Annotated in this window: 22 protein-coding genes; 8 read left to right on the forward strand and 14 right to left on the reverse strand. The window is 71.8% G+C overall.

Annotation, left to right across the window (positions count from 1 at the left end):
- Positions 1-20 precede the first annotated feature (20 nt).
- The gene (locus AB0J46_RS00765; RefSeq protein WP_364324554.1) at positions 21-707 is read right to left on the reverse strand and encodes an SDR family oxidoreductase; all 687 of its coding nucleotides are present in this window, start codon (positions 705-707) and stop codon (positions 21-23) included.
- A gap of 55 nt (positions 708-762) precedes the next feature.
- Between AB0J46_RS00765 and AB0J46_RS00770 the strand changes: the two genes are divergently transcribed.
- The 3 genes from AB0J46_RS00770 to AB0J46_RS00780 are packed head-to-tail and all read left to right on the forward strand — an operon-like array spanning position 763 to position 3,004.
- The gene (locus AB0J46_RS00770) at positions 763-1,296 is read left to right on the forward strand and encodes a PadR family transcriptional regulator (protein WP_364324557.1); all 534 of its coding nucleotides are present in this window, start codon (positions 763-765) and stop codon (positions 1,294-1,296) included.
- An 8-nt stretch (positions 1,297-1,304) separates the two neighbouring features.
- Positions 1,305-2,258, forward strand: a complete 954-nt coding sequence (locus AB0J46_RS00775; RefSeq protein WP_364324560.1) for an ATP-binding cassette domain-containing protein — start codon at positions 1,305-1,307, stop codon at positions 2,256-2,258.
- Positions 2,255-3,004 carry an ABC transporter permease gene (locus AB0J46_RS00780; RefSeq protein ID WP_364324563.1) on the forward strand — a complete coding sequence of 250 codons (750 nt, stop codon included), beginning with the start codon at positions 2,255-2,257 and terminating at the stop codon, positions 3,002-3,004. The genes AB0J46_RS00775 and AB0J46_RS00780 overlap by 4 nt, the downstream gene beginning before the upstream one ends.
- Here the strand turns inward: AB0J46_RS00780 and AB0J46_RS00785 are convergent.
- From AB0J46_RS00785 to AB0J46_RS00795, 3 genes are all read right to left on the reverse strand, one after another.
- Entirely contained in the window at positions 2,984-3,817 is an 834-nt protein-coding gene (locus AB0J46_RS00785) for a MurR/RpiR family transcriptional regulator (protein ID WP_364324566.1), read from the reverse strand. The two genes, AB0J46_RS00780 and AB0J46_RS00785, sit on opposite strands and share 21 nt — an antisense overlap.
- A gap of 68 nt (positions 3,818-3,885) precedes the next feature.
- Positions 3,886-5,535, reverse strand: coding sequence for a urocanate hydratase (gene hutU, locus AB0J46_RS00790; RefSeq protein WP_358283617.1), 1,650 nt, complete (start codon positions 5,533-5,535; stop codon positions 3,886-3,888).
- A gap of 137 nt (positions 5,536-5,672) precedes the next feature.
- Positions 5,673-7,379, reverse strand: a complete 1,707-nt coding sequence (locus AB0J46_RS00795; protein ID WP_364324569.1) for an ABC transporter ATP-binding protein — start codon at positions 7,377-7,379, stop codon at positions 5,673-5,675.
- 224 nt (positions 7,380-7,603) lie between these two features.
- Here AB0J46_RS00795 and AB0J46_RS00800 point away from each other — a divergent pair, with 224 nt between their 5' ends.
- Positions 7,604-8,179, forward strand: a complete 576-nt coding sequence (locus AB0J46_RS00800) for a PadR family transcriptional regulator (protein ID WP_364324572.1) — start codon at positions 7,604-7,606, stop codon at positions 8,177-8,179.
- Positions 8,176-8,985 carry an SGNH/GDSL hydrolase family protein gene (locus AB0J46_RS00805; RefSeq protein WP_364324575.1) on the forward strand — a complete coding sequence of 270 codons (810 nt, stop codon included), beginning with the start codon at positions 8,176-8,178 and terminating at the stop codon, positions 8,983-8,985. The genes AB0J46_RS00800 and AB0J46_RS00805 overlap by 4 nt, the downstream gene beginning before the upstream one ends.
- Here AB0J46_RS00805 and AB0J46_RS00810 read toward each other — a convergent pair.
- The 9 genes from AB0J46_RS00810 to AB0J46_RS00850 all read right to left on the reverse strand — a co-directional run bounded on the left by AB0J46_RS00810 (position 8,952) and on the right by AB0J46_RS00850 (position 18,648).
- On the reverse strand, positions 8,952-9,644 hold the full coding sequence (locus AB0J46_RS00810; RefSeq protein ID WP_364324578.1) for a hypothetical protein: 693 nt from the start codon (positions 9,642-9,644) through the stop codon (positions 8,952-8,954). The two genes, AB0J46_RS00805 and AB0J46_RS00810, sit on opposite strands and share 34 nt — an antisense overlap.
- 35 nt (positions 9,645-9,679) lie before the next feature.
- Positions 9,680-10,438 carry a hypothetical protein gene (locus AB0J46_RS00815; RefSeq protein ID WP_364324581.1) on the reverse strand — a complete coding sequence of 253 codons (759 nt, stop codon included), beginning with the start codon at positions 10,436-10,438 and terminating at the stop codon, positions 9,680-9,682.
- Positions 10,439-10,496: 58 nt separating this feature from the next.
- Positions 10,497-11,267, reverse strand: coding sequence for a hypothetical protein (locus AB0J46_RS00820; protein WP_364324584.1), 771 nt, complete (start codon positions 11,265-11,267; stop codon positions 10,497-10,499).
- 4 nt (positions 11,268-11,271) lie between these two features.
- Entirely contained in the window at positions 11,272-13,353 is a 2,082-nt protein-coding gene (locus tag AB0J46_RS00825; RefSeq protein WP_364324587.1) for a right-handed parallel beta-helix repeat-containing protein, read from the reverse strand.
- A 63-nt stretch (positions 13,354-13,416) separates the two neighbouring features.
- Complete coding sequence (locus AB0J46_RS00830; RefSeq protein WP_364324590.1) at positions 13,417-14,418, reverse strand: hydroxyacid dehydrogenase; 1,002 nt, start codon at positions 14,416-14,418, stop codon at positions 13,417-13,419.
- Positions 14,415-15,239 (reverse strand): carbohydrate ABC transporter permease, encoded by an 825-nt coding sequence (locus AB0J46_RS00835; protein WP_352350487.1) that lies wholly within the window; start codon positions 15,237-15,239, stop codon positions 14,415-14,417. Before AB0J46_RS00835 ends, AB0J46_RS00830 begins: the two co-directional genes overlap by 4 nt.
- 5 nt (positions 15,240-15,244) lie before the next feature.
- Complete coding sequence (locus tag AB0J46_RS00840; RefSeq protein ID WP_364324593.1) at positions 15,245-16,141, reverse strand: sugar ABC transporter permease; 897 nt, start codon at positions 16,139-16,141, stop codon at positions 15,245-15,247.
- A gap of 54 nt (positions 16,142-16,195) precedes the next feature.
- A complete protein-coding gene (locus tag AB0J46_RS00845) occupies positions 16,196-17,503 on the reverse strand; it encodes an extracellular solute-binding protein (protein ID WP_364324596.1) in 1,308 nt (435 codons plus the stop codon).
- 107 nt (positions 17,504-17,610) lie between these two features.
- Positions 17,611-18,648, reverse strand: a complete 1,038-nt coding sequence (locus tag AB0J46_RS00850; protein WP_364324599.1) for a substrate-binding domain-containing protein — start codon at positions 18,646-18,648, stop codon at positions 17,611-17,613.
- A gap of 124 nt (positions 18,649-18,772) precedes the next feature.
- Here AB0J46_RS00850 and AB0J46_RS00855 point away from each other — a divergent pair, with 124 nt between their 5' ends.
- Positions 18,773-20,554 carry a DUF2264 domain-containing protein gene (locus tag AB0J46_RS00855; RefSeq protein ID WP_364324602.1) on the forward strand — a complete coding sequence of 594 codons (1,782 nt, stop codon included), beginning with the start codon at positions 18,773-18,775 and terminating at the stop codon, positions 20,552-20,554.
- A 16-nt stretch (positions 20,555-20,570) separates the two neighbouring features.
- Here the strand turns inward: AB0J46_RS00855 and AB0J46_RS00860 are convergent, their stop codons facing one another.
- Positions 20,571-21,275, reverse strand: a complete 705-nt coding sequence (locus tag AB0J46_RS00860) for an FCD domain-containing protein (protein WP_364324605.1) — start codon at positions 21,273-21,275, stop codon at positions 20,571-20,573.
- 124 nt (positions 21,276-21,399) lie between these two features.
- Here AB0J46_RS00860 and AB0J46_RS00865 point away from each other — a divergent pair, with 124 nt between their 5' ends.
- On the forward strand, positions 21,400-22,770 hold the full coding sequence (locus AB0J46_RS00865) for a glutamine synthetase family protein (RefSeq protein ID WP_364324608.1): 1,371 nt from the start codon (positions 21,400-21,402) through the stop codon (positions 22,768-22,770).
- A gap of 8 nt (positions 22,771-22,778) precedes the next feature.
- Positions 22,779-24,122, forward strand: coding sequence for an aldehyde dehydrogenase family protein (locus tag AB0J46_RS00870; RefSeq protein ID WP_364324611.1), 1,344 nt, complete (start codon positions 22,779-22,781; stop codon positions 24,120-24,122).
- Position 24,123 lies beyond the last annotated feature (1 nt).

Below are 24,123 nucleotides of genomic sequence, written 5' to 3' on the forward strand. Positions count from 1 at the left end.
TGAATGGATCCATTCAGATGTCAGTTGGCCGGGCCCGCGCTCGGTCTGATGGTCAGTTCGGTGAGGTGGGCGTCGGGTCCGGCGTTGATCGTGGCGAGCACGGCCCGCGCGACGCTCTCCGGGGTGAGGTACTTGTCCGGTTCGTACGAGCCGCCCTCCTGGGCGCGCACACCGCGCTGCATGTCGGTGGCCACCCGGCCCGGGTAGACGGTGGTGACCCGCAGCTCGGGCTCCTCCAGGCGCAGCGCGTCGGCGAAGGCCCGCAGGGCGAACTTGCTGGCCGCGTACGAGGCCCACTCGGGGTTGGCCCGCTGCCCCGCGCCGGAGTTCACGCAGACGACGTGCCCCCGGGCGCGGCGCAGCGCGGGCAGCAGCAGCCGGGTCAGCTCGGCGACCGCGACGACGTTGAGCTCCATGGTCGTGCGCCAGTTGCCGGCGGGCTGGTCGGCGATCCGGCCGAGCAGCGCGATCCCGGCGCTGTGCACGAGCACGTCGAGCCGCTCGACCCCGCTGACGTCGGCCTCGGTGAGCCGGGTCAGCTCGACGGGCCAGGGCCGCGCGTCGGGCAGCTCGCCGGCCAGCCTGGCGAGCGCGGACTCGTCCCTGCCGCCGAGGAGGACGTGATGCGTGGGGCCCAGCGCCCGTGCCACGGCCTCGCCCACACCACGGGAAGCGCCGGTGACCAGCGCAGTCGGTCGTTCAGTCATGGTGCCGAGTTTATGACCTTGACGGCTATACAAATTTGAGTACAAACTTGAGCACATGTCGGCGTCCACGCGCATCCTGATCCTCGGTTCCCTGCTCGACGGCCCCATGAACGGCTACGGCGTACGCCGCCGGCTGGAGATGATGGGCGCCGACACCTGGGCCAACGTCGCCTTCGGCTCGATCTACCACGGCCTGGGCAAGATGGCCGACGAGGGGCTGCTCGCGGTCGTGGAGGCCGGCAAGGGCGGCAAGGTCGTCTACGAGCTGACCGACGCCGGCCGCTACGAGTTCCACCGGCTGCTCATGCACAGCTGGTCCGAGGTGAGACCCGTCGTCGACCCCTTCCAGGTCGCGCTGACGTTCATGCACCGGATGGAAAAGCAGGAGATTCTCGGCGCCCTGCATGGCAGGATTCGGCAACTGCGACTGAACATCGAGACCATCGACCACGCGTACGGCACCAAGCAGCGCTACGGCGAGCCCCGCCACCTCGACGAGAACCTCCGCCTGACCCAAGCCATGCTCCAGGCCCAGCTCGACTGGGTCGAAGGCGCGATCGGCCGGGTCGAGAAGGACGAACTGCCCTGAGGAGAAAAATGATCATTGAGGCACGTGAGTTACGCAAGACGTTCACCACCAGGAGCCGCAAGGGCTCCCAGACCGTCGAGGCCGTGCGCGGCATCGACCTCGACGTCGAGAAGGGCGAGATCTTCGGCGTGCTCGGCCCCAACGGCGCCGGCAAGACCACGACGATCCGCATGCTGGCCACGCTGATCACGCCCGACTCCGGCACCGCCGTCGTCGCCGGCCACGACCTGCGCAAGGAGCCCGAGGCCGTGCGCCGCCGGCTCGGCTACGTCAGCCAGGCGGGCGGCGTGGAGGACACCACGAGCGCCCGCGCCCAGATCATGATGGCCGCGAAGATCCACGGCGTGGCCGACCCGAAGCAGGCCACGGCCGACGTGCTCGACCGCTTCGACCTCGCCGAGATGGCCGACCGGCCCGGCCGCACGCTCTCCGGCGGCCAGAAACGGCGGGTGGCCATCGCGCTGGGGCTGGTGCACGCCCCGCCGCTGCTCTTCCTCGACGAGCCCACCACCGGCCTCGACCCGCAGAACCGGGCCAACCTCTGGGACCGCATCAGGCAGCTCCGCGAGGCCGGCACGAGCGTGCTGCTCAGCACTCACTACCTCGACGAGGCCGACGCGCTCTGCGACCGGCTGGTGATCGTCGACCACGGGCGCATCGTGGCCGAGGGCACGCCCGGCGAGCTCAAGCGCGAGGTCTCCGGCGACGTCGTCACGCTGCGGCTGGCCGAGCCCGAGCGGGCCGCCGAGGCGCTCAGGCCCCTGGCCCGCGAGGTCCGCCTGGACGAGGACGCCCTGCGCGTCTACGTCGACGACGGCGAGCACACGCTGCCCGCGCTGCTGCGCGTCCTTGAGGAGCGGGGCATCGGCCTGCGCTCGATCGCGCTCGACCGCTCCACCCTCGACGACGTCTTCCTGGCCAAGACCGGCCGGTCCCTGCGCGACACCGGAGCCGCCGCATGATCCGCCACATCGCCCTGTTCACCGGCTACGAGCTGAAGAAGTCCTTCAGCAACCCCGTCTGGCCGCTGTTCGGCATCCTGCAGCCGGTGCTCTACCTGCTGATGTTCGCGCCGCTGCTCAAGGACCTGACGCCGGGCCGCAGCACGGTCGACGCGCTGCGCATGTTCACGCCCGCGTCGATGATGATGATCGCCGTGTTCGGCTCGCTGTTCTCCGGGTTCGGCCTGATCGCCGAACTGCGCAACGGCTCGCTCGAACGGTACGCCGTCAGCCCCGCCTGGCGGCCGGCCATCGTGCTCGGGCGGGTGGCCAAGGACATGGTCGTGCTGGTGTGCCAGGCGGTCCTGGTACTGGTCGTGGCCGTGGCCATGGGCGTGCGCATCGGCGGCGTCGAACTGGTGCTGGTGCTGGCGCTCATGGCGGCCACCGGGCTGTTCGCCTCCGGGCTGTCGCAGGGGCTGGCGCTGACCGTGCGCGACGAGAACGGCATGTCGCAGACGCTCAACCTGTTCATGCTGCCGATCATGCTGCTGGCCGGGCTGTTCATCCCGATCGCGTTCGCGCCCGGCTGGATGCGGGCGATCGCGCCGGTCAACCCGCTCTACCACGCGGTCGAGGCCGGGCGGGCGCTGTTCGCCGGACGGCTGGACGACTCGTCGATCCCGATCGCGTTCGCGCTGTTCATCGTGCTCGCGGTGCTCACGACGCTCTGGTCGACGCGGTCGCTACGCAGGATCGCCGGGTAGGAACGTGCCGGCCTCGTCGGTCATCCGCTCGTACTCCTCCAGCCTGGCCCTGGTCCGCAGCGGCGCGGCGTCGGCCATGGCCTCGACCAGGGCCATGGCCAGGGCCAGGGGGGCCGCGTGGGAGTCGAACACCAGGCGGTCCCCGACCGGGCCGTCGAGCACGACCTCGGCCGGGAAGTCCGCTTTGTCGGTGATGGCGGCGACGCGCAGGCCGAGCTTCTCGGCGTACTCCAGCGCCTGCACGACCTCGGCCGGATAACGCGGGAGCACCACCGCCACCACCCACTCCGCGCCCGCCCGCCGCGCCGCGTGCAGCCCCTCGACCAGCTCGGAGCCGCCGTGGGTGAGCAGGCGCACGTCGGGGTGGATGCGCCTGGCGTAGTAGGCGAAGGTGGTGGCCAGGCCGCAGGAGACCCGCAGGCCCAGCACCGGCAGCGGCTCGGTGGCGGCGAGCTGCTCGCCCAGCTCCTTGAGCGGGAGGGCGGCCAGCCGCTCGCGGACCACGGCGAGGTTGCGGATCTCGCTGTCGATCGCGTTGCGCAGCAGGCTCTCCTGCGGCGCGACCACGCCGCCGCCGAGCACCAGCGGGCGCAGCGCCTGGCGCAGCTCGGGATAGCCGGCGAAGCCGAGGACCATGGCGAACCTGGTCACCGACGGCTGGCTGACCCCGGCCCGCTCGGCCAGCTCGACGCTGGACAGGAAGATCGCCTCGTCGAGGTGCTCGCCCAGGTAATGGGCGATCCTGCGCTGCACCGGCGACAACCTCCGGCCGTCGAGCAGCACGCCGAGCCCACCGTGATATCCGTCAGCCACGCCACCTCCAACACTCCGCCACCGGCATTCTCATCCCCCGCGCCGCGCGGGGGACGGCGACGGCGGGGTCAGGACTCGCGCATGGGGATGCGCACGCCACGGGCCTCGGCCACCTCGGCGGCCTCCTCGTACCCCGCATCGACGTGCCGCATCACGCCCGTGCCCGGGTCGTTGGTCAGGACGCGGTTGAGCTTCTCCCCGGCCAGCGCGGTGCCATCGGCGACCGTGACCTGCCCGGCGTGGATGGACCGGCCGATCCCCACGCCGCCGCCGTGGTGGATGGACACCCAGGCCGCGCCGGAGGCGGTGTTGAGCATGGCGTTGAGCAGCGGCCAGTCGGCGATGGCGTCCGAGCCGTCGGCCATGGCCTCGGTCTCCCGGTACGGCGAGGCCACCGACCCGCTGTCCAGGTGGTCGCGGCCGATCACGATCGGCGCCTGAAGCTCGCCGGAGGCCACCATGTCGTTGAACCGCTCGCCCGCGACGTTGCGCTCGCCGTAGCCGAGCCAGCAGATGCGCGCGGGCAGCCCCTGGAAGTGCACCTTCTCGCCGGCCTGCGCGATCCACCTGGCCAGCGGCTCGTTGTCGGGGAACAGCTCCAGGATCGCGCGGTCGGTCGCGGCGATGTCGGCCGGGTCGCCGCTCAGCGCGGCCCACCGGAACGGCCCCTTGCCCTCGCAGAACAGCGGCCTGATGTACGCCGGCACGAAGCCGGGGAAGTCGAAGGCCCGCGTGTACCCCGCCAGCTGGGCCTCCCCGCGGATGGAGTTGCCGTAGTCGAACACCTCGGCGCCGGCGTCCTTGAAGCCGACCATGGCCTCGACGTGCCGGGCCATCGACGTGCGCGCCCGCTCGGTGAAGCCGGCCGGGTCCTTGTCGCGTTCGGCGCCCATGTCCTCGAAGGCGACGCCGACCGGCAGGTACATCAGCGGGTCGTGCGCGGAGGTCTGGTCGGTGACGATGTCGATCTCGGCGCCCCCGGCCAGCAGCTCGGGCAGGGCCTCGGCGGCGTTGGCCACGACGCCGATGGACAGCGGGCGGCGCGCGTCGCGGGCCTCGTAGGCCAGCCGCAGCGCCTCCTCCAGGGAGGCCGCCTGCACGTCGAGGTAGCGGTGCTCGATGCGGCGGGTGACCGAGCGGGGGTCGCAGTCGATGCAGATCGCGACGCCGCCGTTCATGGTGACGGCCAGCGGCTGGGCGCCGCCCATGCCGCCGAGGCCGGCCGTGAGGGTGATCGTGCCGGCCAGCGAGCCGCCGAACCGCTTCGCGGCGACCGCGGCGAACGTCTCGTACGTGCCCTGGAGGATGCCCTGGGTGCCGATGTAGATCCACGAACCGGCGGTCATCTGGCCGTACATGGTGAGGCCGGCCGCCTCCAGGCGGCGGAACTCCTCCCAGTTGGCCCAGTCGGGGACCAGGTTGGAGTTGGCGATGAGCACCCGGGGGGCCCATTCGTGGGTGCGGAAGACGCCCACCGGGCGGCCCGACTGGACCAGCAGCGTCTCGTCACCCTCCAGCGTGGTCAGGGTCCTGACCATGGCGTCGAAGGAGGGCCAGTCGCGGGCGGCCCGGCCGGAGCCGCCGTAGACGACCAGCTGCTCGGGGTGCTCGGCGACCTCGGGGTCCAGGTTGTTCTGAAGCATGCGGAGCGCCGCCTCCTGCGGCCACCCCTTCGCGGTGATCGTGGTGCCTCGCGGTGCGCGCACGCTGCGGCTCATGGTGACCCTCCTGAATGAACACATTCACCTTTGTCACCCGAAGACTACGGTGGACCGCGTCCAGCGGTCCACCGCAGGCAGCAGGCGAAGCCTGCGCCTACGGTCCCCGTAGCGTCCAGCGGCCCACTGTTTTTCCTCTAGCTCGTGAGGAACTGGGTGGCGGCCAGTTCGCGGTAGAGGTCGTCGTCCGCGACGAGTTCGGCGTGGGTGCCGACCGCCCGTACGCCGCCCGCCTCCATCACCACGATCCGGTCGGCGTTCGTGACGGTGGACAGCCGGTGGGCGATGACCAGCACGGTCGTCTCGGCCGCCACCTCGGCGATGACCTCGCGCAGCCGCAGCTCGTTGACCGCGTCGAGCTGGGACGTGGCCTCGTCGAGCAGCAGCAGCCTGGGCCTGCGCAGCAGCGCCCTGGCGATGGCGACCCGCTGCCGCTCGCCGCCGGACAGCAGCACGCCGCGGTGGCCCACCGCCGTGTCGAGCCCTTCGGGCAGCCGGGCGACCAGGTCGTCGAGCCGGGTGCGGGTGACTGCGCGGCGCAGCTCGTCCTCGGTGGCGTCCTGGGCGGCGAAGAGCAGGTTCTCGCGCAGCGTGCCGGCCAGGACGGGGGCGTCCTGCTCGACGTAGCCGAGCGCGGCCCGCAGCTCGCCGAGCGGCCAGTCGCGGATGTCCCGGCCGCCGATGGAGATGAGGCCGTCCTGGTGTTCGTAGAAGCGTTCGAGCAGGGCGAACACCGTGGACTTGCCCGCGCCCGACGGCCCGACCAGCGCCGTGAGCCCGCCCGCGGGCACCTCGAAGGTGACGCCGTCGTGCACGGCGGGACGGTCGTCGCCGTACCGGAAGACGACGTCCTGGAACCGCAGGCCCACCGGCGTGCCCGCGACCGGGACGGCGGTGCTGACCGGCTCGCCGGGCAGGTCCTCGATCTCCTTGATGCGCCGCATCGCGGCCAGCCCGTTCTGGAGCTGGACGGCGCCCTGGACGAGCTGCCCGATCGGCGGCACCAGGTAGAACAGGTAGAGCAGGAACGCGATCAGGGACGAGACCTCCAGCACGCCCGACGCCACCCGCGACCCGCCGACGGCCAGCACGCACAGGAAGGCGATCTGCACGGCCATCCAGGTCGCCACGCCGGCCAGCGACGTCCAGCCGGCCACCTGCAGCCCGCGGTCGCGGGCGCGCTCGGCCGCCTCCCCGACGACCGCGATCTCCCGCTCCTCCGCGCCGCTGGCCTTGACCGTCCGGTACGCCTGCAGCGCCCGGTCCAGCACGGCCCCCATCTCGCCGACGGCCTGCTGGGCCTGCGTCTGCGCCCGCTGGATGCGCGGCATGATGAGCGCGACCAGGCCGCCGATCACCACCACCACGAGCAGCGTGACCAGCAGCAGCACGCCGTCCATGGTGGCCATCATGACGATCGCGCCGATCAGCATGAAGACCGCGCTGACCGACTCCACGATCCCGTTGGTCAGCACCGCGCGCAGCAGCGTCGTGTCACTCGTCACCCGCGACATCAGGTCGCCGGGCTTGAGCCGGTCGACGTCGGCGACCCTGAGCCGGAGCATCCGGTCGACGAGCCTGCGCCGGGCGCCCAGCACGACGCCCTCACCGGTGCGTTCCATGAGGTAGGTGCCCCCGGCCGAGACGACGGCTCCGACGAGCACCGCCACGGTCAGTCCTAACAGCGGCGCGGCCAGCGACTGGTCTTCTCCGAAGGCGTCCACGACGTACTTGGCCAGCAGGGGCATCGCCAGCCCCGCCACCGAGCCGATCAATCCGAGCAGACCGCCCGCGATCAGGACTTTCCGGTGCGGCCTGAGGTAGGCCAGCAGCTCTTTGAGCACTCCAACTCCTCTCACGACATTCCTCGAAATTGCCCAACGAACGGCGCGACGGGATCCGCACCGCCGCGCCAGGGTCAACTTAGGTTGACGACCAAAGTATGTCAACTTTCGTTGACGCCTCCTCCTTGAGAAGGAGACGCACGGGCGATCGCCGCCCCTGGCACCGGGATCAGCGGCGGACCTATAGTCATGTCCATGACTAGTCATGTTCTTGAGCGTCGCTGATGGCGTTGCGGCACGCCGTGCTGGCGGCGCTGCTCGACGGCGAGTACAGCGGCTACCAGCTCACCAAGATCTTCGACGTGGGCGTCTCCAACTTCTGGTACGCCGCCCCCCAGCAGCTCTACGCCGAGCTGACCAGGCTGGAGGCCGACGGCCTGGTCAGCGGCCGGGAGGTGGTCCAGCGCGGCCGTCCGAACAAGCGCCTGTTCTCGGTCACCCCGGCCGGCCTGGACGAGCTGGCCGCCTTCGCCGCGGCCCCGGCCAAGCCGTTGCTGCTCCGCGACGACCTGGCCGTCAAGGTCCACGCGGCCGACCGGCTCGACCCGGCGACGCTGATCGCCCAGCTCCTCGACCGCGCCGGGGAGGCCGCCGCCAAGCTCGCGTTCTTCGAGAAGACCCTGCTGCGGCTGCGCGGCGACCGCGACGAGGAGTCGTTCCTGCGCGAGGGCGAGCGGGTCGGCCCGTACCTGTCCTGCCTGGCGGGCTGCCGCCTGGAGCGGGAGATGCGCGACTGGTGCCTGAGCACCGCCCGGACGCTCGGCGAGCGCGCCGCCCGTACCCCGGAGGAGAATCCGTGACCTACACCCGTTACGTCGCGCTCGGCGACAGCCAGACCGAGGGCCTCGGCGACGGCGACGACGTCCTCGGCCACCGCGGCTGGGCCGACCGGCTCGCCGAGCACCTGGCCCGCGGCAATCCCGGCCTGCTCTACGCCAACCTCGCCGTGCGCGGCCGGGTGGCCGCCCAGATCCGCGCCGAGCAGCTTCCCGCCGCGCTGGAGCTCCGTCCCGACCTGGCCACGGTCATGGCGGGCATGAACGACGTCATCCGTCCCGGCTTCGACGCCGCCGCCGTCGCGGCCGACCTGGAGCACATGTTCGCGGCGCTGACCGGGGCGGGCGCGCGGGTGGTGACCGTGACGTTCCCCGACATCGGCCGGATCGCGCCGCTGGCCAGGCCGCTGCTGCCGCGCGTGCTCGACCTCAACGCCCGCGTCCGCGAGGCCGCCGCCCGGCACGGCGTGACGCTGGTGGACACCTTCCCCGACACGGCGGTGACCGACGCGCGGTTGTGGAGCTCCGACCGGCTGCACGCCAGCCCGGCGGGGCACGCCAGGTTCGCCGCATCAGTGGCGTACGCGCTGGAGCTGCCCGGCAGCGACGACAGCTGGAACCTGCCGCTGCCCGTGCTGCCGCCGCCCGGCCGCCTGCGCACGGCGGCGGCGGAGGCCCGCTGGCTGGGCTCGTTCGCCGGGCCGTGGATCGCCCGGCGCCTGCGGGGCCGCTCGTCGGGCGACGGCCGGGTGTGCAAGCGCCCGGCGCTCGCACCGGTGCTCCTGGGCCTGCCGGATCAGTCGACCTCGGGCAGGTCGGGATCGTCGTAGTCGGCGTCGCCGTCGTCGGCCCTGCGCAGCTTGATGTCCTCGGCCCACTCCCGGGCGAAGGCGCGGATGTCCGCGATGTGCCGTTCGTCCAGGCCGTGGGCCTCGAAGCGTTCGTCGCTCATGAGCTCGACGAACTCCAGCCGCATGAGCAGCTCCTGCGGCGAGAAGTCGTCGAGGTGGACGGCGGCGAGGCGTTCGAGGTCGCGGAAGGAGAACACGTGCGCCGCCGAGGCCGCGTCGGCGACGTCGGCCGGCAGCCCCCTCTCGTGCAGGTCGCGCACCCGCAGCCCGATCACGTCCGCCGGGGCCGCCACCGGCAGGCCGTCGCACACCACCGGGGGCTCGCGCAGCGCCTCACGGGTGAGGACGATCTCGGCGTCACGCCCGATGGACGGGTCCGTGACGGTCAGGCGGGCCGCCCACGCGGCGCTCTCGGCGACCTGCGCGACCAGCCCGCCGGCGCGCAACGCGGCCACGACGTCGCCGGCGGCGGACGGCAGGGGCCCCTCGGCGGCGGTCACCAGGTCGAGGCCCTCGACCAGGCGGTCGGTGAAGCCGTGGGCCCGCAGGGCGTGGCCGCCCGCCAGCAGCAGCCCGTGCCGCTCGCCGGCCGGGGACAGCGCCCGCAGCAGGCGCTCGGGGAACGGCGGTAAGCGCATCAGAGCGCGGCGGGGGGCGCGAGCGGTGTCATGGGTCAAGTATGCCGACGGCCGCGCCGGCTGGAGGGCAGGTCGTGCCGCCCCGACAGGAACTCCTGGAACGCGATCTTGACCCTGATGACCGGCCGCCGCCAGCGTTCCTCACGGTGGACGGCGGTGGCCAGCTTGCGGGGCGAGCGTCCGCCGCGGAAGAACCAGCGGGCCCACGGCGAGCCGGGACGGGCCAGGCGCACGGCGCCCACCACGAGCAGTAGAGGCAGGAACAGCCCCGCCATCCCGGTCCAGATCTTGCCCTTGAGCAGCGTGATCACCGCCAGCGCGAGGTTGGCCACGATCAGCGCCGCCGGGTTGACCGGCGTGCCGTAGTCCCAGGTCAGCGGGCGCAGGCCGATGAGGAGCAGGCCGGTCACGGCGACGGCGATGAAGACCGCGTCCACCGAGGTGCGCCCCTCCTCCTCCCAGTAGACGTCGTGCAGGTGCAGGATCAGCGCGAACTCGTCCAGCACGAGGGCGGAGCCGACGCCGAACACGCAGGCGGCGACCACCTGCCCGGCCTGCGCAGCGCCGTTGACGATGAGCCCGGTCACGCCTCCGATGAGCATGAGCACGACGCCGAACACGACGTGGTGGATGTGCATCTCGCCCACGTTCACGTTGCGGAACCAGCCGACCTTGGCCCTGATCAGGCGGACGTTGATGCGGGTGGCGATGAACGCCACGATGAGCGTGACGAAGTAACAGAACAGCGGCAGCCGTCCCGTGGTGACGATGTTGCTCTGGATCCAGTTCCCCATGACCTTAGAAGTCGATGGTACGAGCCGGAACAGCCTTGTATGTCCACTGCGGGAGGGCTTACGAGGCGGCTCTCGCCTGGAGGGCCCGTTCGTAGCCCTCGGTGACGAGCTGCCGCCTGATGTTGTCGCGTACCTGGTCGAAGGAGGGCGCGCCGGGGGCCGCGGTGCGGGCGTACCGGTCGCGCAGGCGGCGTTCGGACAGGTCGAGGGTGGCCGCGTGCAGCTTGCCGAGCGCCGAGTCCAGCTCGGCGGCCCGCACCTGCGCGTAGGTGTACTGGTCGTAGGAGGGCACGCCCGGGATCGGGCGGCCGGAGCGCGCGGCCTGCGCGCGGCGGGCGTTCTCGGCGGCCAGCTCGCGCTGGAACCCCTGCTCGCTGACGTCGGCGAGCAGGCCCGCCTCGCGGGCCCAGATCCGCCGCGCCTTGTCCAGCACGGCGGCCCGCACCGCCCGCTCCCTGAGCCGCCGCGCCGGGGTGACGCCGTCGCGGGGACGGTCCCAGAAGCCAGGACCGAGCCCCTGGGCGGCGAACTCGGAGATCACCTCGGCGCGCACGGTCTCGGCCGCCCTGAGCACCTCGGCCCCGCTCACCGGCTCCCCCTCGAACGTGACGACCGTGTCCCCGGGACGCATCCCGAGCACCTCCGCCACGCCCGCGGACGCCGCCCGCCCCGGAACCCCGCCCCCGGCCTCCTTCCCCGACACCGCGATGCCGACGACGAGCACCCCGGCCAGGGCGAGAGCCGCCCACAGGAGCCGCCCGCGCGCCGGGAACCCCGGACGCGGGCCGGACGCCCGGCGCGGCCGGCCGGTGGCCGGGGTGCTCGTCACGGCGTCAGCTCGCGATCTTCATGTCGAAGACGTGGAACCCCGCGTTCGCCAGCGGGCTGCCCGCCGGGAAGGTCACCGTGGCGACCGTCCTGGACGCGTCGAGCGGCACCGCGTAGCCGAACACCGACACGCCCGACTCGCGCGTCTGCCCGGTGGCCGGGTTCTTGTAGCTGGTCTGCGTCATGTTGTGGTAGTCGGCGCGGGCCACGAGCACGCCACCGGCGGGCGCGGTCGCGTCCCACTGGTCGCCGAACCTGACGGTCTTGTCCTCGGTCGTCCCGTCGGTGTAGGTGACCTTGAACACGCCCTCGCGCGCCTTCAGGCCGCCGGCTCCGAGCAGGACCAGCCTGGCGCCCTGCCCCGGCAGCGCGACCGTCTGCCCGGCGGCCTTGACGTTGTCGGTCATGCCGTACGGGCGCGGGTGCCAGACGAAGTCGGCGCCGAGCACGTTCACGGTCCGGCCCGGCGTCAGGCCCGCCTTCTCCAGCGCCTGGCCGGAGTAGCTGCGGCCGCTGGTGGAGAAGCCGCCGACGTTGGGGTTGAGGTCGGAGCTGACCGCGACGTTGTTGTACGCCTCCTCGACCGAGCCCGCCACGACCGGCGCGGTGGCCGGCCCGTTGTAGGCCCCGCGCGAGACCGTGCCGGCGACCTGGTTGCCGAAGTAGTCGCGGTCGCCGAGACCGTCCACGACCGCGCCGGACGCGAGCGCGGGCGAGCCTTCGAGCAGCTTGTAGCCGTCCACGTCGGCGGCGCCGTCGGCGGTGCCGGGGGCGGCGAGCCCGGGGTCTGCGGTCACCGCGCGGGCGTCGGCCGCCGGTACGGCCACGCCGCCGTGGTAGACGTTGGAGTCGTAGCCGATGCCGGGGGCCGCGGGCAGCGTGCCGGACGGCGCGTGGAAGATGTTGTTGACGATCTTCGAGTTCCCGGTGGGCACGGCCACGTCGAGCTTCTGCGACGGGCAGAAGAACGTGTTGTTGTACAGCCACAGCGGGCTCGTGTTGTCGCCGGAGGCGTTGCCCGCGATGCGGCAGTCGTCCTGGGCGATGTTGAACCGCAGGATGGCGGTGGCCTTGTAGTTGGGGAACTCGGTGCAGCTCTGGCAGCCGAGGTAGAAGCCGCCGGCGTTGTCGTGCGAGTAGTTGTACTGGTAGACGCACGAGCCCTTGATGCCGCCGTCGCAGTCCCAGGCGGTGGAGTCGAAGATGGTGGGCCGCTGCCGGGTCACCTCGTTGAACTGAAATACCGGGTCAACAGAGTTGATCGGCCACATTCCCGCGAAATTTCCGTCTACGTACGGGTATTTCCCGGCGCCGCCCTCGTCGAACAGGTTCTGCTCCACCAGCGGCCGGTCCGAGGCGTGCACCACGATGCCGTCGCCGCCGACCGCGCGGATGGTGTTGCGGGCGATGAGCACGTTCCGGTGGTAGTCGGTGCCCTTGCGGCTGATCTTGATGCCGCCGCCGCCCGTGTCGTGCACGTAGTTGCCGGTGATCGTGATGCCGTCGAGGTAGCCGACCTTGCCCTCGGGCAGCGCCTGGACGCTGATGCCCGCCGAGTAGGCGAACCAGGAGCCGTTCGCCCCGGTCTTGTTGCCCCATCCGGCGACGTCGGAGATCTCCAGGTCCCGCAGGACCAGCCCGGCCTTCGGCTCGGGGGTGGTGGAGTTGTACTGCACGCCGGTCCGCTTGGCCGTGGTGGCCGCCGGGTTGGTGATGTGCAGCTTCTCCAGCGTCACGTAGCTGTTGTCCACCAGGTGGACGGCCCACTCGCCGCCGTCGCCCTGGATGATCGGCTTGGGGCCCTCGCCGTAGGAGGTGAAGACGACGGGGTGCGCGGCCGTGCCGGAGCCGACGGGTTCAAGCCGGCCGGCGCAGACGGTGCCCGCCCTGAACTTGATCGTGTCCTTCTCGCGGAAGGTGATGGCGTTGACGGCGTCCAGGCTGTTCAGCGGCCCGGCGGCATTGCGCCCCGAGCCGCCGTCCGGCGCCTGGCAGTCGACGAAGAAGTTCCGGGCGGCGGCCGCTTCCGCGGGGGTGGCGACCAGTCCGGCCGCCACGACCAGGGCCGCGACTAACTGAAGGCGCATGTTTCCTCTCCGGGGGGTGTTTCAGGCGAACTCTGAGCAGTTCAGAGCGGTTCAGAGGGGGCTTCAGGCGGACCGGGACAGCGTGGCGGGCTCGACGCCGTGCTCGAAGGGCAGGCCCTGGGCGTGCCGGGCCAGCTCGTCGAGCGCGAGGTCGGCCATCCTGGCCAGCTCGCCGCCCAGCGAGCCGGCGACATGCGGCGTGACGAGCACGTTCGGCAGGTCGTAGAGGGGCGACTCGGCGGGCAGGAACTCCGGCTCGGTGTGGTCGAGCACCGCGTACAGCCGTCCGGAGGTCAGCTCGGCGATCAGCGCGTCCTGGTCGACCAGGGCGGCCCTGGCCGTGTTGATCAGCGTGGCGCCGTCGCGCATGGCGGCCAGCCGGCCCGCGTCGATCAGGTGGCGGGTCTCGGGCAGGTCGGGCGCGTGCAGGCTGACCACGTCGGAGCGGGCGACCAGCTCGTCCAGCCCGACCCGGCGCGCGCCCAGGTCCTCCGCCAGGTACGGATCGCTGACCAGCACCTCGAAGTCGAACGGCCGCAGCAGCTCGATCACCCGCCGCCCGATCCTGGAGGCCCCGACGACGCCGACCACCCGCCGGTAGTTGCCGAAGCCGGGGAAGCGGGCGTCCCAGTCGTCGTTGGCCCGCCGCGCACGGTAGGCGCGGGCGATGTCGATCACCCGCTTGTTCGCGAACAGGATCGCCGCGAGCGTGAACTCGGCCACCGGCTCGGCGTTGGCCGAGGCGGCCGAGGAGACCACGATGCCGCGCTCCCAGCAGGCGTCGGTGACGTGATGCTTGACCGAGCCGGCCGCGTGCACGATCGCCCGCAGCCGGGGCGCGCGGGCCAGCACCTCGGCGGTCACCGGCGGGCAGCCCCACGAGGTGAGCAGCACCTCGGCCTGCGACAGGTCGGCGTCGTCGAACGCGGCGACCTCGGCCCGGACGTCGGCCACCCGGGCCAGCCGGGCGCGCACCTCGCCGGTGAGCATGCGCCCGGCGACCTCGGCGGCCATGGCGACGACCGTCACCGGCTTGTTCATGTTCTCCCCCGAGAGCTCGTTCACTTGACGCTGCCCGCCGTCATCCCGGCCTTCCAGAACCGCTGCAGGGACACGAACACCAGCAGCAGGGGCACCACGGACAGCAGCGACCCGGTGATCACGAGGCTGTGGAACTCGGGGAAGGCGTTGCCCTGCTTCTCCCAGCCGTACAGGCCGAGGCTGAGCGGGTAGAGCCGCTGGTCGCTCAGCATGACCAGGGGCAGGAAGAAGTTGTTCCAGATGGCGGTGAACTGGAACAGGAAGATCGTCACGTACGCGGGCAGCAGCATGGGCAGCGCCACGGACACGAACGTGCGCAGCTCGCCGGCCCCGTCGGACCTGGCCGCCTCCAGCACCTCGCCGGGCACGTACCCGGAGGAGAGCACCCGCGCCAGGTAGACGCCGAACGGATGGACCAGCACCGGCACGAACACCGACCAGAACGTGTTCACCACGCCGACCTTGGAGGCCAGCAGGTAGAGCGGCACGGCGGTGGCGGTGGTCGGCACCAGCACGCCGAGCAGCACCAGCCCGAACATCTTCTCCTTGGCGAACCAGGAGTACTTGTCGAAGGCGTAACCGCACATCACGGTGACGAACGAGCTGACCGCCGCGCCGACCCCGGCGTACAGGACGCTGTTGAGGTACCAGCGGAAGAAGACGCCGTCGCCCTCCTGCGCGACCGCCCTGATGTTCTCGAACAGGTTGAAGCCGGCGAAGGAGAAGCCGGGCGTCGAGTACAGGTCGGACAGCGACTTGGTGGAGGCGAACAGCAGCCACGTCAGCGGCAGCAGCGTGTAGAGCGCGGAGATGATCAGCAGCACGTTGACCGTGGCGCGGGACATCCACTTCACCGGCGGTTCCCCCACTTCGTGACGGCGTAGGACAGCACGGCGGCGAGCAGCGCGAGCAGGATGGAGGCCGCGCCGGCCTGGCCGTAGTCGTTGTTGCCGAACGCCTCGTTGTAGGCGTACATGTTGGGCGTCCAGGTGCTGACGACGCCGTCGCTGACGTTGTCGAGCACCATCGGCTCGGTGAACAGCTGCAGCGAGCCGATGATCGTGAACAGCACGGTGGTGACCACGGCGCCGCGGATCAGCGGCACCTTGACCTGGAGGGCGACGCGCAGCGGGCCCGCGCCGTCCATCCTGGCGGCCTCGACGACCTCGGCCGGGATGGCCTGGAGCGCCGCGAAGTAGATGATCATGTTGTAGCCCACCCACTCCCACAGCGCGATGTTGACCACCGAGCCGAGCACGTGGTCGCCGCCGAGGAAGTCGACGTCGCCGAGCAGGTCCACGATGGGGCTGATGCCAGGCAGGTACAGGTAGAGCCAGATCAGCCCGGCGATCACGCCCGGCACGATGTGCGGCATGAACAGCGCGAGCTGGAAGAACTTGCCCAGCCTGGCCAGCCCGGAGTCCAGCAGCAGCGCCAGCGTGAGCGCGCCGCCGATCATCAGCGGGATGTACAGCACGCAGTAGCCGAGGATGACCAGGAAGCCGTCGGTGAAGGCGGAGTCCTTCAGCGTGTCCAGGTAGTTGCCGAGCCCGACGAACACGGTCTCCGCGCCGCCGAAGCCGAGCCCCGACGACTTCTCGCTGAACAGGCTGAGGTAGACCGCGTAGGCCAGCGGGGCCACGATCACGGCCCCGAACAGCGCGAAGAACGGCCCGACGAACAGCAGGATCGCCCCCCGCCGCCGCCACCCCTCGCCGCCGCGACCGCTTCCTACTGGAGGAGTCACAAGCTGCCTTTCGGTGGGTCGCGGCGGAGCCGGCGCTCCGCCGCGAGCGTCGTGCTACTGCTGGGCGACGTTGAGGCCGCGGCTCTTGATCTCGCCGACGGTGGCCGTCTGGGCGGCGTCCAGCACGCCGGGGATGGTGGTGCCGCCGCTGGAGACCTTGCCGAGGGCGTCCTTGAACGTGGTCAGCGTCTGGACCATGCTCGGGCCCCACGTCCAGCCGGGCTGGACCGTCTTGTACGACTCCGCGAACAGCGCGTAGATGTCCTGGCCGCCGTAGAAGGAGGCGTCGAAGCTCTTGGCCGCGACCGGCACGAGGTCGGCGATGGCCGGGAAGCCGCTGGAGGTGCCCGAGGACAGGCGGGCGGTCCACGCCTCCTCCGAGCCGGTCAGCCACTTGACGACCTCGACGGCGGCCTTGGCGTTCTTCGACCCCTTGCTCACGCCGAACGTGGTGCCGCCGAGCATGCCGCTGGCCGGGGTGCCCCAGTTCGGGATCGGCGCGATGGCCCACTTGCCGGACTGGCCGGCGTGGTTGCCCTTCATGACGCCCGCGCCCCAGTTGGCGCCGACGTAGCCCCAGAGGGTGTCGTCCTCGAAGGCGGCGTTCCACTCCTGGCTGAAGGACGGCTGGACCTTCAGCAGGTCGTCCTTGACCAGGCCCTGCCAGTACTCGGCGACCTTCTTGCTGGGCTCGTCGTTGATCGTCACCTTCCAGGCGTCGCCCTCGGTGCCGAACCACTTGCCGCCCGCCTGCCACGACAGCGCGGCCAGCACGCTCGGGTCGTCGGGGAAGAAGGTGGCGATGCGCGACTTGCCGTCGGCCTTCTTGACCTTCTCGGCGGCGGCGCGGAAGTCGTCCCAGGTCTTGGGGACCTCGATCTTGTTCTTCTCGAACAGGTCCTTGCGGTAGAAGAACACCTGCGGCGCGGCGTCCATGGGCAGCGCCCACGCCTTGCCGCCCAGCTCGACCAGGCCGAAGACCTCGGCCGGGTACTTGGACTTGACGTCGGCCACGTCGGCCGAGATGTCCTGGAGGGCGCCCTGGTTCACGAAGTCGGGGAGCTGCGGGTACTCCACGGACATGACGTCGGGGGCGTTGCCGGCCTTGACGGCGTTGGAGAACTTGGCGTAGCCGCCCGCGTTGCCCGAGGGGATCTCCTCGTACTTGATCTGGACGTCCTTGTGTGACTTGTTGAAGGCGTCCACGACCTGCTGGGTGCCCTTGGCCCAGCCCCAGAAGGTGACCTCGGCGGGCTTGCCCGCCTCGCCCGCGGGCTGCGCCGGCTCCGTGCTGCCGCACGCGGCGGCGAGCAGGCTCATACCGGCCAGCAGTCCGGCAATGCCGGCGCTCTTGCGTCCCATCGATGGCTCCTCATCGCTTTCGATCGATAAGGCATCATTCGCTCATACTCGATCGGTTGTCTAGAGAGAGGCCACAAATCGATCAATAACGAAATGGATGCGTAACGTTACGGACGCGGCGCGACCGTGGATTCCCGGACCCTCAGCTCGGGCAGCAGCGCCACGTGCTGGGCAGGGCGCCGCGGGCCCTCCTGGATCCGGCTCACCAGCAGGTCGACGGCACAGCGGCCGACCGCGGCCTTGGGGGGCGCGACGGCCGTGAGCGGGGGGTCGCTGAGCGCCGCCACCTCGTCATCGTAGGCGACCAGCGACACCTCTTCGGGAATGCGCACCCCGGCCGTCCGCAGGTGCTGGACCAGCAGCAACGTGTCCTCGTCGTTGTGCACGAGCATGGCGGTGACCCCGCCCCTGATCGCCGCGACCACGTCGGCCACCTGCTCGCGCGAGGGCCCCTCCTGCGCGACGTCGAGGTGGACGGGCTCGGCCAGCCCCAGGTCGCGGACGGCGGCGAGGAACCCGTGCCGCACCCGGGGGGCCGTCGGGCTGTCCCGCGAGACCATCGCCAGGCGCCGGTGCCCGAGCTCGGCCAGGTGCCGCGTGCCGAGGAAGGCCCCGTGGGCGTGGTGGGAGGCCGCCGCGTCCAGCAGCGAGGCGGGCCCGCCGAGCTCGGCCCGCCGTTCGACGAGCACCGCCGGCACGCCCAGCTCGGCCAGCCAGTCCTCGTGCGAGGCGTCCGGCTGCCTGCTCGGGGTGAGCAGGAGGCCCTCGATGCCGCCGTCCACGAGCTGCCTGACCTGGGTGCGGTCCTCCTCGTCGTCGTAGCGCGAGACGCCGAGGACGAGCCGCGCGCCCAGCCGTTCGGCCTGCTCGCGGGCGCCCCTGATGACCGCCGGGTAGTAGTAGGTGGCCGAGGGCACCAGCATGCCGAGGGTCAGCGAGCGCTCCCTGGCCGGGGCGGACGCGGACTCGGGCCGGGTGATGCCGCCGTGCACGCGGTTGACCAGGCCCTGCCCGGCCAGGTGCTCGACGTCCCTGCGCAGGGTGACCATCGAGACGTTGAGCCGGTCGACCAGCTCGGCCAGGCGTACGGAACCGCGCTCGCGCACCTCGCGCAGGATCAGTTCATGACGTTGTTCGGCGAACACCGCGACTCCTTCTGACTCGACCCTACGATCCTAGCGGGAAGTGCTTTCGTTTTTGAACGGATGCTTTCGTTCGATCAGGATGCTAAGGTCCCGGCCGAGACCGGACGTCCCTTTGGAGTGCCGCATGTTCCCGCTTCCGCCGGAGGATCGAACGCTCAGCCCGTACACCGGCTGGACCCGCGCCCATTGGGAGGCGGTGGCCGACGGGCTGCTGGCCGCGGTGGAACCGTACCGCTCCGCGGACGGGGCCGTGATCACGTTGCCGGGACGCGAGAGCTGGTCGCGCTGCGACGGCCTGGAGGGGTACGCGCGCACCTTCCTGCTGGCCGCCTTCCGCGTGGCCGGCGGCGGCCCCGAGGAGCTGCTGGCCCCGTACGCGCGCGGCCTGGAGTCCGGCCCCGGCCTCTGGCAGCCGATCGAGGACCGCACCCAGCCCATGGTCGAGGCGGCCTCGATCGCCCTGTCGCTCTGGCTGACCCGCGAGCGCCTGTGGGACCGCCTGTCCCCCGCCACCCGTGAACGCGTCGCCGCCTACCTGGCCGGGGCGCTGCGCCACGAGCCGGTGGACAACAACTGGTGGCTGTTCCCCGCCATGGTGGGCGGCTTCCTGTCGGCCGCCGGCCTGCACGCCGAGGAGGCCGGCGCGGCGGTGGAGCGCGGCCTGGCCCGCATCGAGCCCTGGTACGCCGGCGACGGCTGGTACGCCGACGGCGACAACCGCTCCTTCGACCACTACAACGGCTGGGCCATGCACCTCTACCCGGCCCTGCTGGCCCACCTGGCGGGCCAGGGCTCCCCCGGGCCCCGCCTGCGCCGCTTCCTGGAGAGCTACGCCCTCACCTTCGACCAGGACGGCCGCATGCTCTACCACGGCCGCTCCCTCACCTACCGCTTCGCCTCGGCGACCTCGCTCTTCGCCGGCGCCCTGCTGGAGGCCACCCCGCTCTCCCCCGGCCAGACCCGCCGCATCGCCTCCGGCGTCCTGCGCCGCTTCCTCGACGAGGGCGCGCTCTCCCCCGAGGGGCTGCTCACGCTGGGCTGGCACGGCCCGCACGAGCCCTCGCTGCAGTCCTACTCCGGCTCGGCGTCGCCGTACTGGGCGTCGAAGGCGTTCCTCGGGCTGCTGCTGCCGGCCGGCCACCCGGTGTGGTCGGCGCCCGAGGAGCCCGGCCCCACCGGCCTGGCCGCGCTGCCCGGCCCGGGACTGGTCGTCCAGCACACCGGCGACGTCGCCCGCCTGCTCAACCACGGCAGCCAGCACCACCCCGGCGACCCCCTGTACGACCGCTACGCCTACTCCACCCACACCGCGCCGACGACGGGCGTCCCCGACAACCACTTCGGCGTGGTCGGCCCGGACGGCACGGTCGCCGGGCGCGGCACGATCACCCCTCGGGGGGCGGGCTCGGCGGGCGACCTGGCGTGGGCCGCGTCGGCGGGCGCCGGCGTGGAGAGCCTGAGCGTGATCAGGGGGGCCGTCGAGGTGCGCGTCCATCGGGTCGCGCCCGGCTCGGCGGTCCGGCAGAGCGGCTGGGCGCTCGTCGCGTCCGCCGACCAGGCCGACCCGGCCGGCGGGCCCGGCGCCCGGGTGCGGGACGGCGACGGGCTGGTCTCCGAGCTGGTCGCGGTGCGCGGCTACAGCCGGGCCTACGTCGCCGACGAGCCGGAGGGCAGCGCCTTCGGAGCTCCGGCGGCCGTGCCGGTGCTGGAGGGGGTGGCGGCGGACGGCTGGGCGGTCAGCGCGGCCGTCCTGGGCGGCGCCCCGGCCGGGACGCCGTCGGCGGCGGCCGACGACATCACGCTGACGGTGCCGTCGGCGGCGGTGACGGCTGACGAGATCACGCTGACCTGGCCCGACGGCGCCCGCCACACCTTCCAGCTCCGCACCCCGGACACCGCCGCCTGACGGCCCCGGCCCACGCTCAGGCCAGGAAGGCGCGCAGGAGGGCTGCCGTGCCCTCCAGGTGCTCGGACATCGCCCGGCGCGCCGCGTCCGGGTCGCCGGCCAGGATGGCGTCCACGATCGCCCGGTGCTGGGCGGCCGCGTGCTCGATGTTCACCTGGAGCATCGGGATCGCGTTCAGCAGGTCGCTCACCCGGGAGCGGGCGTCGGCGCACGTCGCCGCGAGCAGCGTCGAGCCGGTCAGCTCGGCGATCGACAGGTGGAAGGCCGTGTCCAGGCGCCGGTAGTCCTCCAGGGGCGCCTCGTCCAGCTCGGCCAGGCGGCGCGGCAGCACCTCCCGCTGGGCGGGGGTGAGCTCGGCCGCGGCCAGCACCTGTGCCGCCCCGCACTCGACCGCCAGCCGGAACGTCAGCGCGTCCGACAGCTCGGCCATGCCCATGTCGGCCACCGCCTGCCGCAGGTCGCCCGCGTCGGGCCGCGGCGGGACATAGGTGACGAACGCGCCGCCGTACCGGCCGCGCCGCACGTCGAGGTAGCCCGCGTCCTGGAGGGCGCGGATGGCCTCGCGCAGGGTGACCCTGCTGATGCCCAGCCGCACGGCGAGCTCGCGCTCGGGCGGCAGCTTGTCGCCGTACGGCACCACGCCCAGTTTGATCGCCTGGAGCAGCCGTTCCACGGTCTCCTCGAAGGCGTTCCCCGCCTTCACCGGGCGCAGCACTGTCATCAAACGCGCCGAATCGTCCAAGGTGTCCTCAGGTCTTGACAAGCGATCCCGGCATACACATCAATGGTCTGAGACTAGCCCAATCAACGGGAAAGCGCTTCAGAGCAGATCGGAGCGACCTAGGGTGAGCGAACCAGCGGGCAACGGATTCCTGTCCGTCGAGGAACTGCGGGGCGAGGTCGCCTCCGGCCGGATCGACACGGTGCTGCTCGCCGTCGCCGACATGCAGGGCAGGTTGCAGGGCAAACGGCTCTCCGCCCGCTACTTCCTGGACGAGGTGCTGCACCACGGCTCCGAGGGCTGCAACTACCTGCTCGCGGTCGACGTGGACATGAACACCGTCGCCGGCTACGACATGTCCTCCTGGGACCGGGGCTACGGCGACTTCGCGATGAAGCCTGACCTGTCCACCCTGCGCCGGATCCCCTGGCAGGACGGCACCGCCCTGGTCATGGCCGACCTGGCCTGGGAGGAGGGCGGCGAGGTCACCGCCTCGCCGCGGCAGATCCTGCGCCGCCAGCTCGCCCGCCTGGCCGAGCGGGGCCTGGCCGCGTACGTGGGCACCGAGCTGGAGTTCGTCGTCTACGACGACAGCTACGAGGACGCCTGGCGGCGCGCCTACCGCGACCTGACCCCCGCCAACCTCTACAACGTCGACTACTCCCTCCTCGGCACCGCCCGCGTCGAGCCGCTGCTCCGGCGCATCAGGCGCGACATGGAGGGCGCCGGCATGTACGTCGAGTCGGCCAAGGGCGAGTGCAACCTCGGCCAGCACGAGATCGCCTTCCGCTACGACGAGGCCCTGCGCACCTGCGACAACCACTCGATCTACAAGAACGGCGCCAAGGAGATCGCCGCCCAGGAGGGCCGCTCGATCACCTTCATGGCCAAGCCGAACCAGCGCGAGGGCAACTCCTGCCACATCCACATCTCGCTGCGCGGCCTCGACGGCGGCCTGGTGATGGCGGGCGAGGGGCCGTACGGGCTCTCGCCGCTCGGCGCGCGGTTCATCGCCGGGCAGCTCGCCCGCATGCGCGAGCTCACGTTGCTGTACGCGCCCAACGTCAACTCCTACAAACGTTACGTGCCCGGCAGTTTCGCGCCCACCGCCGTCAAGTGGGGTGTCGACAACCGCACCTGCTCCCTGCGGCTGGTGGGCCACGGGCCGTCGCTGCGGGTGGAGAACCGGGTGCCGGGCGGGGACGTCAACCCCTACCTGGCGGTGTCGGCGCTGATCGCGGCCGGGCTGGACGGCATCGACCGGGAGCTGCCGCTGGAGGACGCCTTCGGCGGCAACGCCTACGACTCCGGCGCCGAGACCGTGCCCCACACCCTGCGGGACGCGCTCGCCCTGTTCGAGGGGTCGAAGCTGGCCAGGGAGGCGTTCGGCGACGACGTGGTCGAGCACTACGCGAACAACGCGCGCGTGGAGCTGGCCGCCTTCGACGCGGCGGTGACGGACTGGGAGCTGTTCCGTGGTTTCGAGCGAATGTGACGGTAGGCATGAGGATCGTTAATCCGGCGACGGAAGAGGTCGTCGCCGAGGTCGAGCTGGCCGACGCGGCCGAGGTCGACCGGGCGGTGGAGCGGGCCGCGAAGGCGTACCAGAGCTGGCGGGAGGTGGCGCCGGGCGACCGGGCGCGGCTGCTGCGCCGCTTCGCCGACCTGGTGGACGCCCACGGCGAGGAGCTGGCCCGGCTGGAGCTGGACAACGCCGGGCACCCGATCGGCAACGCGCGCTGGGCGGCCGGGGCCGTCCGCGACGTGCTGCACTTCTACGCCGCCGCCCCCGAGCGCAACCACGGCAAGCAGATCCCGGTGCCCGGCGGCGTGGACATCACGTTCCAGGAGCCGCTGGGCGTGGTGGGCGTCATCGTGCCGTGGAACTTCCCGATGCTGATCATGTCGTGGGGCGTCGCGCCGGCGCTGGCGGCGGGCAACACGGTGATCGTCAAGCCGGCGGAATGGACTCCGCTCACGGCGCTGCGGCTGGCCGAGCTGGCCCTGTCGGCGGGCCTCCCCGAGGGGGTGCTCCAGGTGCTGCCCGGGGCAGGGGAGGTCGCGGGGGCCCGGCTGGTCGAGCATCCCGGCGTGGCCAAGATCGTGTTCACCGGTTCGACCGAGGTGGGCAAGGAGATCGCCGCGAAGGCGGCGGCGCAGGTCAAGCGGGTGACGCTGGAGCTGGGCGGCAAGTCGGCGAACATCGTCTTCGCCGACTCAGATCTCGAAAAAGCGGCAAGAACCGCCCCTTATGCGGTCTTCGACAACTCCGGCCAGGACTGCTGCGCCCGCTCGCGCATCCTCGTCCAGGCCGAGGTGTACGACGAGTTCCTGGAACGCCTGTCGGCGGCGGTGCGCGGCGTCAAGGTCGGCGACCCGCTCGACGAGTCCACCGAGATGGGCCCGCTGATCAGCGCCGAGCACCTGGAGCGCGTCCGCGGCTTCGTCGAGGGCACGCCCTACCTCCAGGGCGACTGCCCCCAGGGCAGGGGCTTCTGGTTCCCGCCGACGGTGCTCACCTCCAAGGTCACCGACCGCGCCTTCACCGAGGAGATCTTCGGCCCGGTCGTGTCGGTGGTGCCGTTCGCCGACGAGGCCGAGGCCGTGCGCATCGCCAACGACACCCCGTACGGGCTGAGCGGCTCCATCTGGACGCGCGACGTCGGGCGGGCGCTGCGGGTGGCCCGCGCGGTGGAGTCGGGCGCCCTGTCGGTGAACTCGCACTCCTCGGTGCGCTACTGGACCCCGTTCGGCGGCTTCAAGCAGTCCGGCCTCGGCCGTGAGCTCGGCCCGGACGCCTTGACGGCCTTCACCGAGACCAAGAACGTCTTCATTTCCTGGGAGTGAC

This window comes from Nonomuraea sp. NPDC049758 (assembly GCF_040674635.1).
GTDB lineage: Bacteria > Actinomycetota > Actinomycetes > Streptosporangiales > Streptosporangiaceae > Nonomuraea.